Origin of the sequence: Amycolatopsis jiangsuensis, from assembly GCF_014204865.1 — a bacterium.
GTDB lineage: Bacteria > Actinomycetota > Actinomycetes > Mycobacteriales > Pseudonocardiaceae > Amycolatopsis > Amycolatopsis jiangsuensis.
In genome coordinates this window covers 7,593,260-7,608,352 of sequence record NZ_JACHMG010000001.1, presented here as the reverse complement: position 1 = coordinate 7,608,352, position 15,093 = coordinate 7,593,260, and the positions used below count along the sequence as shown (strand labels likewise).

The following is a 15,093-nucleotide window of genomic DNA, read 5'->3' as shown; positions in this document are numbered from 1 at the left end:
ATCCGCACCCGCCGTCGGCCGCGGCGCCACGCACCCCGAGGAGAGCTTTGGTGAGCCCGACTTCCCCTGCCCCGCACAGGACCGGGCCCCGCCCCGGGCTCGGCGCCGCGATGCTGCGCCGCAAACCGGTCGACGACCTGGTCGCCGAGGCCGGGCACGGTCCGCTTCGGCGGTCGCTCGGGCTGGGCCAGCTGACCATGCTGAGCATCGGCGCCACCCTCGGCAGCGGGATCTTCGTGGTGCTCGGCGAGGCGGTCCCGGTCGCCGGGCCCGCGGTGGTGGCGTCGTTCGTCCTCGCCGGCGTGACCGCGCTGTTCTCCGCGCTCTCCTACGCCGAGCTCGCCGGGATGATCCCGCTGTCCGGCTCTTCGTACTCCTACGCCTACGCCACGCTCGGCGAGCTGGTCGCGTGGGTGTGCGGCTGGTGCCTGGTGCTGGAGTACGGGGTCTCGGTCGCGTCGGTCGCGGTCGGCTGGGGCCAGTACGTGAACGAGTTGCTGCGGCTGGCGTTCGGCGTGACCCTGCCGGACGCGATCAGCGGGCCACCGGGCCAGGGCGGCCTCGTCAACGTGCCGGCCATCGTCGTCGTGCTGCTGGGCATGCTGCTCCTGCTGTCCGGGGCGAAGGAAAGCGCGCGGGCCAACGCGGTGATGGTCGTCGTCAAGATCGCCACGCTGGTGTTGTTCTGCGCGCTCGCGTTCACCGCGGTGCAGGCGCGCAACTTCACGCCGTTCCTGCCGCTCGGGCTGGCCGGGCTCAGTGCAGGCGGGGCCAAGCTCTTCTTCTCCTACATCGGATTCGACGCCGCGTCCACTGCCGGCGAGGAGGCTCGCAACCCGCAGCGCGACCTGCCGCGGGCGATCCTGCTCTCGCTGGCCATCGTCACGGTGCTGTACTGCCTGGTGGCGGTGGCCGCGGTCGGAGCGCTGCCGTGGCAGCAGTTCGGGGACCAGGAAGCCGCCCTCTCGCACGTGCTCACCTCCGTGCTGCACAACGACCTCTGGGCCGCCGTGCTCGCGGTCGGCGCCATCGTGGCGATCTCCAGTGTGGTGCTGACCGTGCTCTACGGACAGACGCGGATCCTGTTCGCCATGTCCCGCGACGGGCTCGTGCCGAAGGCACTGTCCACAGTGCACCCGAAAACCGGCGTACCGCGGACCAACACGCTGGTGGTGTCCGGGTTCGTTGCCGTGCTCGCCGCGTTCGTGCCGCTGGGCAAGCTGGCCGACGCGACGAGCATCGGCACCCTGTTCGCGTTCGGCCTGGTCAACATCGCCGTGCTGCTGCTGCGACGACGGCGGCCGGAGGCGCCCCGTACGTTCCGGGTGCCGTTCTCGCCGGTCACGCCGATTCTCGGGGTCGCCTGCTGCGCGTACCTGATGATCAGCCTCGACGGCGCGACCTGGCTCGTGTTCGGCGGGTGGATGCTGCTCGGGCTGGCGCTCTACTTCGGCTACGGCATCCGGCGGTCCCGGCTGGGGGCGCTGCGATGATCGTCGCCGTCCACCAAGGCTCCTACGCCGAGCTGCCGGAGACGCTGGCCACTGCGGCCGGACGCGGAGCCCGGCTCGTGGTCGCACCGGAAATGATCACCAGCGGCTACAACATCGGCGCAGCGGCACACGAGCTCGCGCAAGGACCCGACGGCCGGTGGTCCGCCGAACTGGGCGAGCTGGCGGCCAAGTACGGCGTCGGACTCGTCTACGGCTATCCCGAACGCGACGACTCCGCGGTGTACAACTCCGTGCAGCTGCTCGGACCGGACGGCAGTCGGCTCGCAAACTACCGCAAGACCCATCTCTTCGGCGACCTCGACCGGACGTGGTTCACTCCCGGCGACGAACCCGTGGTGCAGGCCGAGTTCGGCGGGTTCCGCGTCGGCCTCCTGATCTGCTACGACGTGGAATTCCCTGAAATGGTCCGGGCACACGCGCTGGCCGGCACTCAGCTGCTGCTGGTACCCACCGCGCTGATGCGTCCCCACGAACGCATAGCCGACCTGCTCGTTCCCGTCCGGGCGCACGAAAGCCGGCTGTACGTGGCGTACGCGAACCGCTGTGACACCGAAGCCGAACTGACCTACTGCGGCCACTCGACCATCGCAGCGCCGGACGAGACGCTGGCGAAAGCCGGCGACGGACCGGAGCTGATCCTCGCCGACCTCGATCCCGCCGTGCTGGCGCGATCCCGGGACGAGACCCCGTACCTGGCCGATCGCCGGCCGCGGCTGTACCGCACCCTGACCGAAGGACCCCCGCTGTGACCTCCGCCGTCCCCACCGCGATCCACGCCGACGACCCGGCGGGTCGTCCGATCACGATGTTCGGCCCGGACTTCCCGTTCGCCTACGACGACTACCTCGGCCACCCGGCGGGGCTGGGTACGGTGCCCGAGCAGGCACACGGCACCGAGGTCGCGGTGATCGGCGGCGGGCTGTCGGGCGTGGTCACCGCGTATGAGCTGATGAAACTCGGCCTGCGCCCGGTGATCTACGAGATCGCCGAGCTGGGCGGACGGCTGCGCACGCACCACTTCCCCGGGCTGCCCGGCGACGTGGTCGCCGAAATGGGCGCGATGCGGTTCCCACCGGCATCCACCGCGCTGTTCCACTACATCGACAAGGTCGGCCTGCGGACCACTCCGTTCCCGAACCCGCTTTCCCCGGCGACCCCGAGCACGGTGGTGGACCTCAAGGGCCGCAGCCACTACGCGCGCACACCGGAGGACCTGCCCGCCGTCTTCGGCGCCGTGGCCCACGCCTGGCAGCGCACGCTCGACGAGCACGCTTCGTTCGCCGAGATGCAGGCCGCGATCCGCGACCGCGACGCCAAGACGATCAAACGGATCTGGAACGAGATGGTGCCCCGGCTGGACAACCAGACGTTCTACGGGTTCCTCTGCGACGCGCCCGCGTTCGCCTCGTTCCGGCACCGGGAGATCTTCGGCCAGGTCGGATTCGGCACCGGCGGCTGGGACACCGACTTCCCCAACTCCATCCTGGAAATCCTGCGGGTCGTCTACACCGGCGCGGACGACGAGCACCGCAGCATCGCCGGCGGCAGCAGGCAGCTGCCGTTGCGGCTGTGGGAGCGGGTGCCGGAGCGGCTCGCGCACTGGCCGGCCGGCACGAGCCTGGCCACGCTGCACGAGGGCGGGCAACCGCGGCCCGGCGTCATCCGGCTGCACCGCACGGCACCGAACAACATCACCGTGACCGACGCTTCCGGGCACATCCGCACGTTCGGCGCCGCGGTGTTCACCGCGCAGAGCTGGATGCTGCTGTCCAAGATCGACTGCGACGAGGCGCTGTTCCCGATCGACCACTGGACCGCGATCGAGCGCACCCACTACATGGAGTCGTCGAAGGTGTTCGTGCCGGTCGACCGGCCGTTCTGGCTCGACCGCGACCCGGCCACCGGGCACGACACGATGAGCATGACGCTGACCGACCGGATGCCGCGCGGCACCTACCTGCTCGGGGACGATCCGGACCGGCCCGCGGTGATCTGCCTGTCCTACACCTGGGCCGACGATTCGCTGAAGTGGCTGCCGCTGAGCGTGTCCGAGCGGGTCGAGGTGATGCTGCAGTCGCTGGGTGAGATCTACCCCGGGGTCGACGTGCGGCGGCATCTGGTGGGTGACCCGGTGACCGTGTCCTGGGAGGCCGAACCGCATTTCATGGGCGCGTTCAAGGCGAACCTGCCCGGGCACTACCGCTACCAGCACCGGCTGTTCACCCATTTCGTGCAGGATCGGCTGCCCGAGCGCTACCGCGGGCTGTTCCTCGCCGGCGACGACGTGTCCTGGACCGCGGGCTGGGCCGAGGGCGCGGTGCAGACCGCGCTCAACGCGGTGTGGGGCGTGCTGCGGCACTTCGGCGGGGCGAGCGATCCGGCGAATCCGGGGCCGGGCGACGTGTTCGACGACCTCGCACCGATCGAACTGCCGGACTGAGCCGTCAAGCCGTACCCGGCGGTAGCCCACCGAAGGTGTCACCACGGGTGACGGGTCCGCGGAACTGAACCGATCATGCGAAACTAGCGGGATGAGCACCGATCCGGCGCCGAGATGGCGAAGACTGGAACCGGACGAGCGCAAGGAGCAGATCTCCACCTGCGCGGCCCGGCTCTTCGGTGAACGTCCGTACTCCGAAGTGTCCACTTCGGACATCGCACACGAGGCGGGCGTGGCGCGTGGACTGATCAACCACTACTTCGGCACGAAACGCCAGCTGTACCTGGAAATCGTGCGCCGCGCGCTCACCGTGCCGAGGCTGGCGGTGGAGATCCTGCCCGACGGCCCGCTGGAGCTGCGCGCGGACGTGGCCATCGACTGGTTCCTGGACATGGTGCGTGCGCAGGAGAAGACGTGGCTCGCCGCGATCGCCCCGGAGGGCATCGGCCGCGACCCGGAGGTGGACCGGATCCTCGCCGAGGCCGACCGCGAATCGGCGGACCGCGTGCTGGAGGCGGTGGGCCTGTCCCGCGACAGCGCGCATGGCGAGGAGCTGAACGCCGCGGTCCGGGCGTTCGCCGGCATGGTGAAGGCAGCGGGCCGCGAATGGCTGGTGCGCGGGTCGCTCTCCCGTGCCCAGGTGCACACGCTGTTGAGCAAATCCCTGGTCACCCTGGTGGGTCAGGTGTTCCCGGTGATCCAGCATCCCCAGCCGGGCTGAGGCGGGAAACCCCCGGCACCACGAGGGGGGAGGTAAGTGCCGGGGGCCCGCCGGAGGCGCCGCCCCCGGTGACACCCACGCTACGCCGAAGCGGGCCCGAGCCGCGCCGTTGACGGGTACTCTTGCCCGGTCGGGTGCCGGGGACACGCGGATGGCCCAGCGCCGCCGTCCTGGCGGAGCGCCCACCTGGCCGGTGCGTCGCACGCTGCCGGGTCGCGAACCCGTTTGCACACCGGTATCCGGCCGGTCCGCGAGGGTGGGCGCGGACGCCGGCGCGATGCGCCGTACGGCATGATCGGGGGCATGCCACGCGCACGGGCCAACGGCCTCGAACTCGAGTACGACACCTTCGGCGATCCGGCCGGCCCGCCGCTGGTGCTGGTGATGGGGCTCGGCGCGCAGATGATCACCTGGGAGGCCGGGTTCTGCGAGCTGCTGGCCGGCCGCGGATTCCACGTGGTCCGGTTCGACAACCGCGACGCCGGCCTCTCGACCTGGCTCGACGACCTCGCCGCAGCCGAGCTGTCCGCCGCGGGCCGGGCCGACGCTCCGTACCTCCTGTCGGACTTCGCCGACGACACGGTGGGGCTGCTCGACGCGCTCGGCTTCGCCAAGGCGCACGTGGCCGGCGCGTCGATGGGCGGGATGATCGTGCAGCAGCTGGCCATCGACCATCCCGACCGGCTGCTGAGCGTCACCTCGATCATGTCCACCACCGGCGATCCGGCCGTCGGCCAGATCTCCGCGGCCGCGCTCGCCACGCTGACCCGCCCGCCCGCGGCGACCCGCGAGGAGGCCATCGAGCAGAGCGTCGTGAACTTCCGCACCACGGGCTCACCCGGGTATCCGGCGACCGAAGATCACCTGCGGCACAAGGCGACCCGTGCCTACGACCGGGCGGTGCACCCGGCAGGCACGCTGCGCCAGACGATGGCGATCCTCGCCTCCGGAGACCGCACGGAGCGGCTGCGCGAGGTCACGCTGCCCACGGTGGTCGTACACGGTGATTCGGACCTGATGATCGACGTGAGCGGCGGCAAGGCGACCGCGGCGGCGATCCCCGGCGCCGAGCTCGTCGTGCTGCCCGGGATGGGCCACGACCTGCCGGAACCACTGTGGCCGGAAATCGTCGACGCGATCGTGCGCGCCACCGCCCGCGCGGACGGGTGACGAGCTGCCCCTTCACCCCACCGCTGAGCCGGAATCCACTCGCCCGACCAGCTCCACGACCCGCCGGGCGTGGGCCACAACCGACCCGAACCACTGTGGCCGGAAATCGCCGACGCGATCGCACGCCCCACCCACGCAGACGCGTGACGAACCGACCCCCTCACCCCACCGCTGAGCCGGAATCCACTCGCCCGACCAGCTCCACGACCCGCCAGGCACGGGCCACAACCGACCCGAACCACTGTGGCCGGAAATCGCCGACGCGATCGCACGCCCCACCCACGCAGACGCGTGACGAACCGACCCCCTCACCCCACCGCTGAGCCGGAATCCACTCGCCCGGCCAGCTCCACGACCCGCCGGGCGTGGGCCACGACCGGCGGATCGATCAGCTTTCCGTCCGCGACCAGCAGACCGCCCTCGGTGCGTGCGGCGGCCTCGATGATCCGGCGGGCCTGCTCGATCTCCTCGGCCGACGGGCGCAGCACGTCGTGCACCGTCGGCACCTGGGCCGGATGGATGCACATCCGGCCGAAGAAGCCGAAGCGGCGCAATGACTCCGTGTCGGCCCGGAATCGTTCGCGGTCGGCGACGACGGTCGAGACCGCGGCGGGCGGCGGTGGACACCCCTCGGCTGCCGCGGCCGCCACCACCCGCGAGCGCGCCCAGGCGAGCGGAGCACCGTCCAGGTCCGGCTGGCAGGTGCCGAGATCCGTCGCCAGGTCGTATTCGCCGAGGCTGAGCGTCCACACCTGCGGATGCGCGGCCAGCTCGCGCGCCGACCACAGACCGGCCGCGGTCTCGATCATCAGCACCAGTCGCGCCGACGTGTACCGAGTGATTTCCTCGAGCACGGCGGGCTCGGCCTTCGGCACCACGATCCCCGCGAAGTCCAAGCCCGCCAGCGCCTCCACGTCGGCCGGGCCGTGGTTGACCCGTACCCACGTGCGCTGCGCCGCTTCCGGATCCGCCCGCAACGCCGCCACCACGGCCGCCCGTGCGGCGTCCTTGCTCTCCAGCGGGACGGCGTCCTCCAGGTCCGCGATCGCGAAGTCCGCCACGGCCACGGCCTTGGCCAGCCGGTCGGTGCGCTCGCCGGGGCAGAACAGCCAGCTGCGCGGGATCACCAGCCGACCTTGCCCTTCCCGCCGACCAGCGACTTCGCGATGACGGTGCGCATGATGTCGCTCGTGCCCTCGCCGATGGTCATCAGGATCGAGTCCCGGTAGAGCCGTTCCACCTCGAACTCCGCGGAGTAGCCGTAGCCGCCGTGCACCCGCATCGAGTCCTGGGCCGCCTGCAGGGCGACCTCGGAGGCGAACAGTTTCGCCATGCCGGTCTGCAGGTCCGAGCGTTCGCCGCGGTCGAGCTGGCCGGCTGCCCAGTAGGTCATGAGCCGGGCGGCCTGCAGCTGCGTGGCCGTTTCCGCGAGCCGGATCTGGATGGCCTGGAAGTCCGCGATCGGCTTGCCGAACGCCTGGCGCTCCCGCGAGTACACGAGCGCCTCGTCGTAGGCGCGCTGCGCGATGCCGAGGCTGCGGCCGGCGATGTTGAGCCGTCCCACCTCCAGCGCCGAGAGCACCTGCTGCATCCCGCGTCCTTCGACGCCGCCGAGCAGGTTCGCCGCGGGTACCCGCACGTCCTCGAACACGACTTCGCAGGATTCCGTGCCCTTGTACCCGAGCTTCGGAATGTCCTTGGTGACGCGAAATCCGGGCGTTCCGGCTTCGACGAGCAGCACGCTCATGCCCTTGTGCGCGGGTTTCGCCGTGCGGTCGGTCTTCACCAGCACCGGCAACGGGTCCGCGTAGCGTGCGTTCGTGATCCACATCTTCGCGCCGTTGATCACGTAGTCGTCACCGTCGCGTACCGCGGTGGTGCGGATGCCCTGCAGATCCGTGCCCGCGTCGGGTTCGGTCAGCGCGATGCCGGTGCGCCGCGCTCCGGTGGCCAGTTCGGGCAGGTACCGCTGCTTCTGCTCGTCGGTGCCGTGCCGCGCGAGCATCCAGCACGAAAGCGAGTGGCTGCCGAGAATCCCGGCCACGCCCATCCAGCCGCGCGCGATCTCCTCGAACATCAGCGTGAACGACGTGAAGTCGGCCGCCGCTCCCCCGTACTCCTCGGGAATCATCAGCCCGAACAGCCCGAGCTGCTTCATCTGCTCCACGATCTCCGCGGGGTACCGTCCCGACTGCTCCCATTCCCGGGCGACGGGCACGATCTCCTTGTCCACGAAGTCCCGCAGCATCGCGCGGAACTGGTCCTGGTCCTCGGTCAGGCGGAAGTCCATCACTGCTCCTTCGCGCCGAACGCGCCCGCGCGCGTCAGCTCGGCGAACTCGTCGGTACCGGTGCCGAGCAGCTCGGCGAGGAGGCTTTCGGTGTGCTCCCCCAGCTGCGGGGCACGGGTGTGCGCACCGCGGGGTTCCCCGGCCCGCACCGGCGAGGCGACCTGCCGCACGGTGCCGAACCTCGGGTGCTCGGTCTCCACGACCATCCCGCGGGCCGCGGTGTGCTCTTCAGTGAGCGCTTGCGGCACGGTGTTGATCGGCGCACAGGGCACCCCGGCTTCCTCCAGCAGTGGCAGCCATTCGGCGGTCTTCTTGCGGGCCAGCTCGTCTTCGATGAGCTTCACGCACTCCGCGGAATGCTCGTACCGCGCGGACGGCGTGGCGAACCGCTCCTGCGCGGCCCAGTCCGGCGAGCCGAGCGCGACCACGAAGCGTTCCCAGAACTTCTGCTTGGCGCAGCCGATCACGACCCACGAGTCCGCGGTCGGGAAGTTCTGGAACGGCACCAGGCTCGGATGCGCGGAATGGTGCGTGCGCTGCGGTTCGAAGCCGCGGTTGAGGTGCCAGGTCGCCAGGTAGGTGAGCATGCCGATCGCCGTGTCGTACAAACTCACGTCGCAGTCCATGCCGCCACCGTCGCGCCGGGCCGCGTGGATCGCCGAGACCATCGACAGCGCTGCGACGATCCCGCCGGAGTAGTCCACCATGGACAGTCCGGACTTGGTCGGCGGGCCGTCCGGTTCCCCGGTGACCGACATCCAGCCTGCCAGGCCCTGCAGCATGTAGTCGTACCCTGGCTGCTTGCTGCGCGGCCCGGTCATGCCGTAGCCCGAGAGCGAGCAGCAGACGATGCGCGGGTTGAGGTGCTTGAGGTCCTCGTAGCGGATCCGCATCTTCTCCGGCACGTCGCCACGCAGGTTCGAGTAGACCGCGTCGCTCACCTTCACCAGCCGCTCGAACACCTCGCGGCCCTGCGGATTGCTCAGGTCCAGCACCATCGACCGCTTGTTGCGGTTGAACGCCTCGAAGAACAGCGAATCGCCGTCCTCGGCGTACGGCGGGGTGTGCCGGCCGACGTCGCCACCGAAGCGCGGATCCTCGATCTTGATGATCTCCGCGCCGAGGTCGGCAAGGTGCACCGATCCGAACGGGCCCGCGCCGTACTGCTCGAGGGACAAGATCTTCAAGTCCTGCAACGGAAGGTTCATGCCCGTCCCTCCAGGCTCAGCGGACCCGGCTTCGCCTCCGGGAAGGAATCGATGTCGCCGGCGGCGGACTGCTTGAAGATCAGCACCGTCCGGTCGAAGGAGAGGCACACGTCCCCGTCGGCGTTCAGGCCGCGCGTGTGCACCTCGACGAGCCCGGCGTAGGGCTTGGACTTCGACTCGCGCTTGCCGGTGCAGATCGACTCGCCGTAGAGCGTGTCCCCGACGAACACCGGGTGGGTGAGCTGGATGTTCGTCATCGCGAGGTTCGCGACCGCGCGCTGGCTGATGTCCGAGACGCTCTGCCCCAACAGCATCGCGATGGTGAGCCCGGAGTTGACCAGGACCTTCCCGAACGGCGTCTTCCCCGCGTAGTGCGCGTCGAAGTGCGCCGGATGGGTGTTCATCGTCAGCAGCGTGAACCACGTGTTGTCGGCCTCGCTGATGGTGCGTCCCAGCGGATGCCGGTAGACGTCGCCGACGGTGAACTCCTCGTAGAACCGTCCCAGTCGGCTCTCGTGCACAGCCACGGCCACCTCCTTGTGCGTTCCGGGCTTCTCGCGCTTCGAGTATGCGCGAGAAGCCCTCGTTGCGCAATACGTCTGACATTTACTCATCTGACTCTGGAGACATACCTGGGCCGGACACTCTAGGCTGGCCGGATGAAGGACGAGAACGCGTCCGGGCTGCGCGTGCAGCGGGTCCAGGCCGCGTACCGGCAGGTCGCGAACCAGCTCCGGGAACAGATCATCGGCGGCGCGCTGCCCACCGGTACCCGGCTGCCGAGCGAGGCCGAGCTGTGCACGATGTTCGGCGTCAGCCGCAGCACCGTGCGTGAAGCGCTCCGACTGCTCGCCAGCCAGCAGCTCATCGACACCACCCGCGGGGTCACCGGCGGCAGCTTCGTGGCCGCACCGGACGCCGGCGCCGTCGCCGAAAACCTCGGCGGAACACTCGGACTGCTGGTCAACACCAACAGCCTGAGCGTGGACAACCTCGTCGAAGCCCGGCTGATGATCGAGCCGCCTGCCGCCCGGCTGGCCGCCGAGCGCGCCGGAGAGGTCGACCTGGAGAGCCTGCGCCGGACCCTGGAGCAGACCGCGCAGCTGCATCCGGACAAGGGTTTCGTGCTGCACTGGGATTTCCACACCACGCTCGTGTCGGTCACCGGCAACCCGCTGCTGCGGCTGATGTGCCAGCCGGTCAACTCGGTGCTGCGCTCGCGGCTGCACCGCGAGCGGGTGGACCCGCGGCGCTGGGCGGAGATCGACGCCGACCACGAACGGATCTACGCCGCCGTGGCCGGCGGGGACGGCGACGCCGCCGAACGGCTCACCCGCGCCCACCTCGATGCGCTCCGGCCGCTCTACGAGCGCATGACCGAGGATCGGCCGACTGGCTCCGACTAAAACGTCTGAACTTTTCCTTGCGGACTCGGCCGAGCGCTTGCAGACTGAAGCGGCGGGGCGTCTGGGGCGTCCCCGTGGGTCATCAACGACGAGTCCCCTGGAGGAGCCGTGCGCCCTGCCCCGATCGCCGAGACCGTCGGTGCGTTCGCCGCCCGCACCAGCCTGGCCGACCTGCCCGCCGAGGTACTCGACCGCGCCCGCCACCTGGTACTGGACGCGGTGGGTGTCGCACTCGCCGCCGGCGAGCACGAGTTCACCCGCCGGGCCCGGCGCGCGCTGGCCCGTCTCGGCACCGGCGACCAGTCCGTGCTCGGCCTGCCCGACCGGCTCGCCCCGCGCGAGGCCGCGATGCTCAACGCGGTTCTCGTCCACGGTCTCGACTTCGACGACACGCACAGCGGCGCCGTCACACACGTTTCGGCCAGCGCCCTGCCCACCGCGCTCGCCGCCGCGGTGCAGCACGGCCGGTCCGCGGAGGACCTGCTGGTCGCCTACATCCTGGCCGTGGAGATCAGCGCTCGCGTGGGCAAGGTTTCCCGCGGCGGTTTCCACACCGTCGGCTTCCACCCGACCGGCGTGGCAGGTGCCTTCGGCTCCGCGGTGGCCGCGGCGAAGCTGTCCGGATTGGACAGTGCGGGCATCACGACGGCGCAGCAGATCGTGGGTTCGATGGCCTCGGGCATCCTGGAATTCCTCGAAGAAGGAGCCTGGACCAAGCGGCTGCACCCCGGCTGGGCCGCGAACTCCGCGCTCACCGCGGCCGCTTTCGCCGCCGAAGACTGGCCCGGTCCCCCGCTCGTGTACGAGGGCCGCTACGGCCTTTACGCCACGCACCTGCAGGGCCGCGAATGGGACGCCACGGAGCTGGTACAGGACCTCGGCACCCGCTGGGAACTGCTGGACACCGCGGTGAAGCCTTTCCCCAGCTGCCATTTCACCCACGGATTCGCCGACGCCGTGCTTGCCCTGCACGAGGAGAGCGGGTTCTCCGCGGCCGACATCGAGCGCATCCGCTGCTTCATCCATCCCACGCCGGGTGCCGCGGTCTGCGATCCGATCGAGCGCAAACGCGTTCCGCAGGACGATTACGACGCCAAGTTCAGCCTCCCGTTCATCGCCGCCGCGTGCGTGTCCCGCGGCCGGCTCACGCTGAGCGAGTTCACCGACGAGGCACTGGCCGACCAGGAGATCCTGCGGCTGGCCCAGCTCGTGGAGATCGGTGACGACCCGGAGAGCCGGTACCCGCACGCGTACTCGGCCGCGGTCGAGATCACCCTGCACGACGGGCGCAAGCTGTTCCGCCGGGAATCGGTGCACCGCGGCCACCCCGAACGGCCGCTGTCGCACGCGGACATCCGGGAGAAATTCACGTCGAACGCCGGCCCACGCGCGAAAACCGTGCTGCCGCTGGTGCTTTCCCTCGGCGAACGCGGTGACGCCCGGTCGTTCGCCGAATCGCTGGCCGGCTGAGAAACCCCCCTTCCGTGAATTCCCAAGGCGGTACCCCCATGCCCGAAACAACTCACACGCGCCCGGCCACGACGGGGAAACCCCTGTCCGCGGCCCGCATCGCCGTGTCCTCCATGCTCGGCACTCTCGTCGAAATCTTCGACTTCATCGTCTACGCGTTCCTGGCCGCACTCGTGTTCGGCCCGTTGTTCTTCCCCGCGGTTTCGCCGTGGATCGGCACCCTCGCCGCACTCGGCACGCACGCGGTGGCCTTCGGCATGCGCCCGCTCGGCGCGCTGCTGTTCGGCTGGATCGGCGACACCCGCGGCCGACGGACCGCGCTGCTCGGCTCGATGCTCACGATGGGGGTCTCGACCGTCGCGATCGGACTGCTGCCCACGTTCTCCTCGGCCGGACTGTGGGCGCCGGTGCTGCTCGTGCTCTTTCGGATGCTGCAAGGCCTCGCGGTCGGCGGCGAATGGGGCGGCGCGGTGCTCGTCGCGGTGGAACACGCGCCGAAGCGACGACGGTCGCTCTACGGTTCGTTCGTGCAGCTGGGCACCGTGCTCGGCATCGGACTGGCGAGCGCGGTGATCCTCGTGGTCAGCACAGCGGTCGGCATGGACGTCTTCCTCAGCTGGGGCTGGCGGGTGCCGTTCCTGGCCAGCGCCCTGCTGGTGGTGCTGGGCCTGGTGCTGCGCAACCGGCTGGAGGAGACCCCGGAGTTCGTGGCGGAGCTGGCCAAGCACGAGGCGAACACCGGCCGCCGGCCCAAGGCCCGCACGGTGTTCCGGGAGAACTGGCGCGAACTCATCGCGGGTTCGCTGATGTGGTCGGCGCCGTGCTCGTTCCTGTACGTGCTGATGACCGGCCTGCTCGCCTACACCAAGACCTACGTGCCGGAGCTGAGCGGCACCGACGTGCAGATCGGGCTGCTCCTGACCTCGGCGGTGCTGGCCGTGCTCACCGTGGTGAGCGCGACGTACGCCGACCGGTGGGGCCGGCGCAGGCTGGTGCGCTGGTCAGGGGTGCTGCTGATCGTCTGGGCGTTCCCGGCGTTCTGGCTGATCGACAGCGGCGGGTTCGGTGCGATGCTGCTGGCGATGCTCGTCGGCAGCGTCTGCTATGCGGCGTTCAACGGTGCCGTGCCGTCCCTGATGGCCGACCTGTTCCCGGTCGCGTCGCGCTACACCGGCTGCGGCCTGTGCATCGCGTTCGGCACCGCGGTCGCGGGTGGCATCGTGCCGATCGGCGCGCTCGCGCTGGTCGGCGAGACCGGCGGATCGTCGGTCCCGCTGTCGCTCGTGCTCGTGCTGTGCGGGGTGATGACGCTGGCCGGCGTCGCAATGGCGCGGGACGCGGGAAACCGGCTCGCCAAGCCGTCCGGCAGGTGACAGGCTGAAGTGGTCCCACGCCGTCACCCTCGGAGGTCAGCATGAGTGAACCGCACCCGACGCCCAGCGGCGAGGAGGACGAGGTGAAGCGCAGGTTCCGGGAAGCGCTCGAGCGCAAGCAAGCGCAGAGCCGGACCGGGGCGGCGCACGAGGACGGCGGGCCGCGCAACCAGCACGCGCACGGGCCCGCGGCGAACAAGCGCACCTTCCGCCGCAAGAGCGGCTGAACCCGGACCCCGCCGTGAAGGCCTTCTCGCGAAGGCCTTCACGGCCGTCAGGGGGTCAGACGGTCAGGATGGAGCGCAGCCGGCCGACGTCGGCCATGCGGCGCTCGGCGAGCCGGTCGGCGGCCGCGGCCGGTGGCACGCCCTCGGCGGCGGCCAGCGCGTACACCGATTTGGTGGTTTCGAAGATCGCGGCTGTCTTCCGCTGTGCGCGGGCGAAGTCGAAGCCGTGCCGTTCGTCGTCGACCTGGATCACGCCGCCGGCGTTGACCAGGTAGTCGGGCGCGAACAGGATCCCGCGGTCGTCCAGCAGCTTGTCCACGCCCGGGTGCGCGAGCTGGTTGTTCGCCGCGCCGCAGACGATCCGGGCCCGCAGCGCGGCCACCGTCTCGTCGGTCAGCACGCCGCCGCGCGCGCACGGCGCGAACACGTCCAGCTCGGTGCCGATCATGGCGTCCACATCGGACACCACCTCGACGCCGGGATGCGCCGCACGGACGCGTTCCACCGCCACCGCCGACACATCGGTGACCACCACCTGCGCTCCGGCCTCCACGAGGTGGTCGACCAGGATGTGCCCGACCTTGCCGACCCCGGCCACCCCGACCCGGCGGCCGGCCAGCTCGGGGGTGCCCCACGCGTGGTCGGCGGAGGCACGCATGCCCTGGAAGACCCCGAAAGCGGTGAGCACGGACGAATCGCCCGCACCGCCGTTCTCCGGGGAACGGCCGGTGACGTAGCGGGTCTCGCGGGCCACCAGGTCCATGTCCTGAACGTAGGTGCCCATGTCGCAGGCGGTGAAGTAGCGGCCGCCGAGGGAGTCCACGAACCGGCCGTAGGCACGCAGCAGCGCCTCGGACTTGAGCGTGGCCGGATCGCCGAGGATCACGGCCTTGCCGCCGCCGAGGTCGAGCCCGGCCAGCGCGTTCTTGTACGCCATGCCCTTGGACAGGGCGAGCACGTCGTCGAGCGCCTCGTCCTCGGTGGCGTAGGGGTAGAACCGGGTCCCGCCGAGCGCGGGGCCCAGCGCGGTCGAGTAGATCCCGATGATCGCCTTGAGGCCGCTGGCCTCGTCCTGGCAGTATACGACCTGTTCATGGCCGCTGTGCCGGCCGAACACTCCTTCGGTCACGGTGGTGACTCCCTTGTCTCCCGGCGCGTGGTTCGTGGCCGCGCGCTGCTGTGTGAACGGGTCGTGCACCGGGACGGAGGTCGTCCGTCGTCCGGCGCACCCGGCCAACTTAGCCGCGCCGCCCGCTCCACCACCACCCTCGACC

At 70.5% G+C, this 15,093-nt stretch carries 14 protein-coding genes; 9 read left to right on the top strand and 5 right to left on the bottom strand.

Features of this window, described 5'->3' with window-relative positions:
• Nucleotides 1–110 precede the first annotated feature (110 nt).
• From BJY18_RS34115 to BJY18_RS34095, 5 genes are all read left to right on the top strand, one after another.
• Nucleotides 111–1,493, top strand: a complete 1,383-nt coding sequence (locus tag BJY18_RS34115) for an amino acid permease (RefSeq protein ID WP_184785024.1) — start codon at nt 111–113, stop codon at nt 1,491–1,493.
• Nucleotides 1,490–2,263 carry a carbon-nitrogen hydrolase family protein gene (locus BJY18_RS34110; RefSeq protein WP_184783955.1) on the top strand — a complete coding sequence of 258 codons (774 nt, stop codon included), beginning with the start codon at nt 1,490–1,492 and terminating at the stop codon, nt 2,261–2,263. Before BJY18_RS34115 ends, BJY18_RS34110 begins: the two co-directional genes overlap by 4 nt.
• Nucleotides 2,260–3,954, top strand: coding sequence for a flavin monoamine oxidase family protein (locus BJY18_RS34105; RefSeq protein ID WP_184783954.1), 1,695 nt, complete (start codon nt 2,260–2,262; stop codon nt 3,952–3,954). Before BJY18_RS34110 ends, BJY18_RS34105 begins: the two co-directional genes overlap by 4 nt.
• 91 nt (nt 3,955–4,045) lie before the next feature.
• Entirely contained in the window at nt 4,046–4,675 is a 630-nt protein-coding gene (locus BJY18_RS34100; protein WP_184783953.1) for a TetR/AcrR family transcriptional regulator, read from the top strand.
• Between the two features lie 303 nt (nt 4,676–4,978).
• Nucleotides 4,979–5,845, top strand: coding sequence for an alpha/beta fold hydrolase (locus BJY18_RS34095; protein ID WP_184783952.1), 867 nt, complete (start codon nt 4,979–4,981; stop codon nt 5,843–5,845).
• A gap of 308 nt (nt 5,846–6,153) precedes the next feature.
• On the opposite strand, the gene BJY18_RS34090 is transcribed toward BJY18_RS34095, so the two are convergent.
• Genes BJY18_RS34090 through BJY18_RS34075 form a run of 4 tightly spaced genes read right to left on the bottom strand, consistent with a single transcriptional unit; the run spans nt 6,154 to nt 9,870 of the window.
• The gene (locus BJY18_RS34090; RefSeq protein WP_184783951.1) at nt 6,154–6,972 is read right to left on the bottom strand and encodes an HpcH/HpaI aldolase/citrate lyase family protein; all 819 of its coding nucleotides are present in this window, start codon (nt 6,970–6,972) and stop codon (nt 6,154–6,156) included.
• The gene (locus BJY18_RS34085) at nt 6,969–8,135 is read right to left on the bottom strand and encodes an acyl-CoA dehydrogenase family protein (protein ID WP_184783950.1); all 1,167 of its coding nucleotides are present in this window, start codon (nt 8,133–8,135) and stop codon (nt 6,969–6,971) included. Before BJY18_RS34085 ends, BJY18_RS34090 begins: the two co-directional genes overlap by 4 nt.
• Complete coding sequence (locus tag BJY18_RS34080) at nt 8,135–9,343, bottom strand: CaiB/BaiF CoA transferase family protein (protein WP_184783949.1); 1,209 nt, start codon at nt 9,341–9,343, stop codon at nt 8,135–8,137. Before BJY18_RS34080 ends, BJY18_RS34085 begins: the two co-directional genes overlap by 1 nt.
• On the bottom strand, nt 9,340–9,870 hold the full coding sequence (locus tag BJY18_RS34075) for a MaoC family dehydratase (RefSeq protein WP_184783948.1): 531 nt from the start codon (nt 9,868–9,870) through the stop codon (nt 9,340–9,342). The genes BJY18_RS34080 and BJY18_RS34075 overlap by 4 nt, the downstream gene beginning before the upstream one ends.
• Nucleotides 9,871–10,002: 132 nt before the next feature.
• On the opposite strand from BJY18_RS34075, the gene BJY18_RS34070 reads away from it, so the two are divergent.
• From BJY18_RS34070 to BJY18_RS34055, 4 genes are all read left to right on the top strand, one after another.
• On the top strand, nt 10,003–10,749 hold the full coding sequence (locus BJY18_RS34070; RefSeq protein ID WP_184783947.1) for a FadR/GntR family transcriptional regulator: 747 nt from the start codon (nt 10,003–10,005) through the stop codon (nt 10,747–10,749).
• A gap of 108 nt (nt 10,750–10,857) precedes the next feature.
• Nucleotides 10,858–12,219: an MmgE/PrpD family protein gene (locus BJY18_RS37885; RefSeq protein WP_312874059.1), complete on the top strand. Its 1,362-nt coding sequence runs from the start codon at nt 10,858–10,860 to the stop codon at nt 12,217–12,219.
• A gap of 38 nt (nt 12,220–12,257) precedes the next feature.
• Nucleotides 12,258–13,592, top strand: coding sequence for an MFS transporter (locus BJY18_RS34060; RefSeq protein ID WP_184783946.1), 1,335 nt, complete (start codon nt 12,258–12,260; stop codon nt 13,590–13,592).
• Nucleotides 13,593–13,633: 41 nt separating this feature from the next.
• The gene (locus tag BJY18_RS34055; protein ID WP_184783945.1) at nt 13,634–13,819 is read left to right on the top strand and encodes a DUF5302 domain-containing protein; all 186 of its coding nucleotides are present in this window, start codon (nt 13,634–13,636) and stop codon (nt 13,817–13,819) included.
• A 55-nt stretch (nt 13,820–13,874) separates the two neighbouring features.
• On the opposite strand, the gene BJY18_RS34050 is transcribed toward BJY18_RS34055, so the two are convergent.
• On the bottom strand, nt 13,875–14,948 hold the full coding sequence (locus tag BJY18_RS34050) for a Glu/Leu/Phe/Val family dehydrogenase (protein ID WP_184783944.1): 1,074 nt from the start codon (nt 14,946–14,948) through the stop codon (nt 13,875–13,877).
• Nucleotides 14,949–15,093: the final 145 nt, after the last annotated feature.

Coding starts and splice junctions, on each gene's coding strand:
- BJY18_RS34115 (WP_184785024.1), top strand. CDS start 111: ATGCTGCGCCGCAAACCGGTCGACGACCTGGTCGCCGAGGCCGGGCAC.
- BJY18_RS34110 (WP_184783955.1), top strand. CDS start 1,490: ATGATCGTCGCCGTCCACCAAGGCTCCTACGCCGAGCTGCCGGAGACG.
- BJY18_RS34100 (WP_184783953.1), top strand. CDS start 4,046: ATGAGCACCGATCCGGCGCCGAGATGGCGAAGACTGGAACCGGACGAG.
- BJY18_RS34095 (WP_184783952.1), top strand. CDS start 4,979: ATGCCACGCGCACGGGCCAACGGCCTCGAACTCGAGTACGACACCTTC.
- BJY18_RS34085 (WP_184783950.1), bottom strand. CDS start 8,135: ATGGACTTCCGCCTGACCGAGGACCAGGACCAGTTCCGCGCGATGCTG.
- BJY18_RS34080 (WP_184783949.1), bottom strand. CDS start 9,343: ATGAACCTTCCGTTGCAGGACTTGAAGATCTTGTCCCTCGAGCAGTAC.
- BJY18_RS34070 (WP_184783947.1), top strand. CDS start 10,003: ATGAAGGACGAGAACGCGTCCGGGCTGCGCGTGCAGCGGGTCCAGGCC.
- BJY18_RS34060 (WP_184783946.1), top strand. CDS start 12,258: ATGCCCGAAACAACTCACACGCGCCCGGCCACGACGGGGAAACCCCTG.
- BJY18_RS34055 (WP_184783945.1), top strand. CDS start 13,634: ATGAGTGAACCGCACCCGACGCCCAGCGGCGAGGAGGACGAGGTGAAG.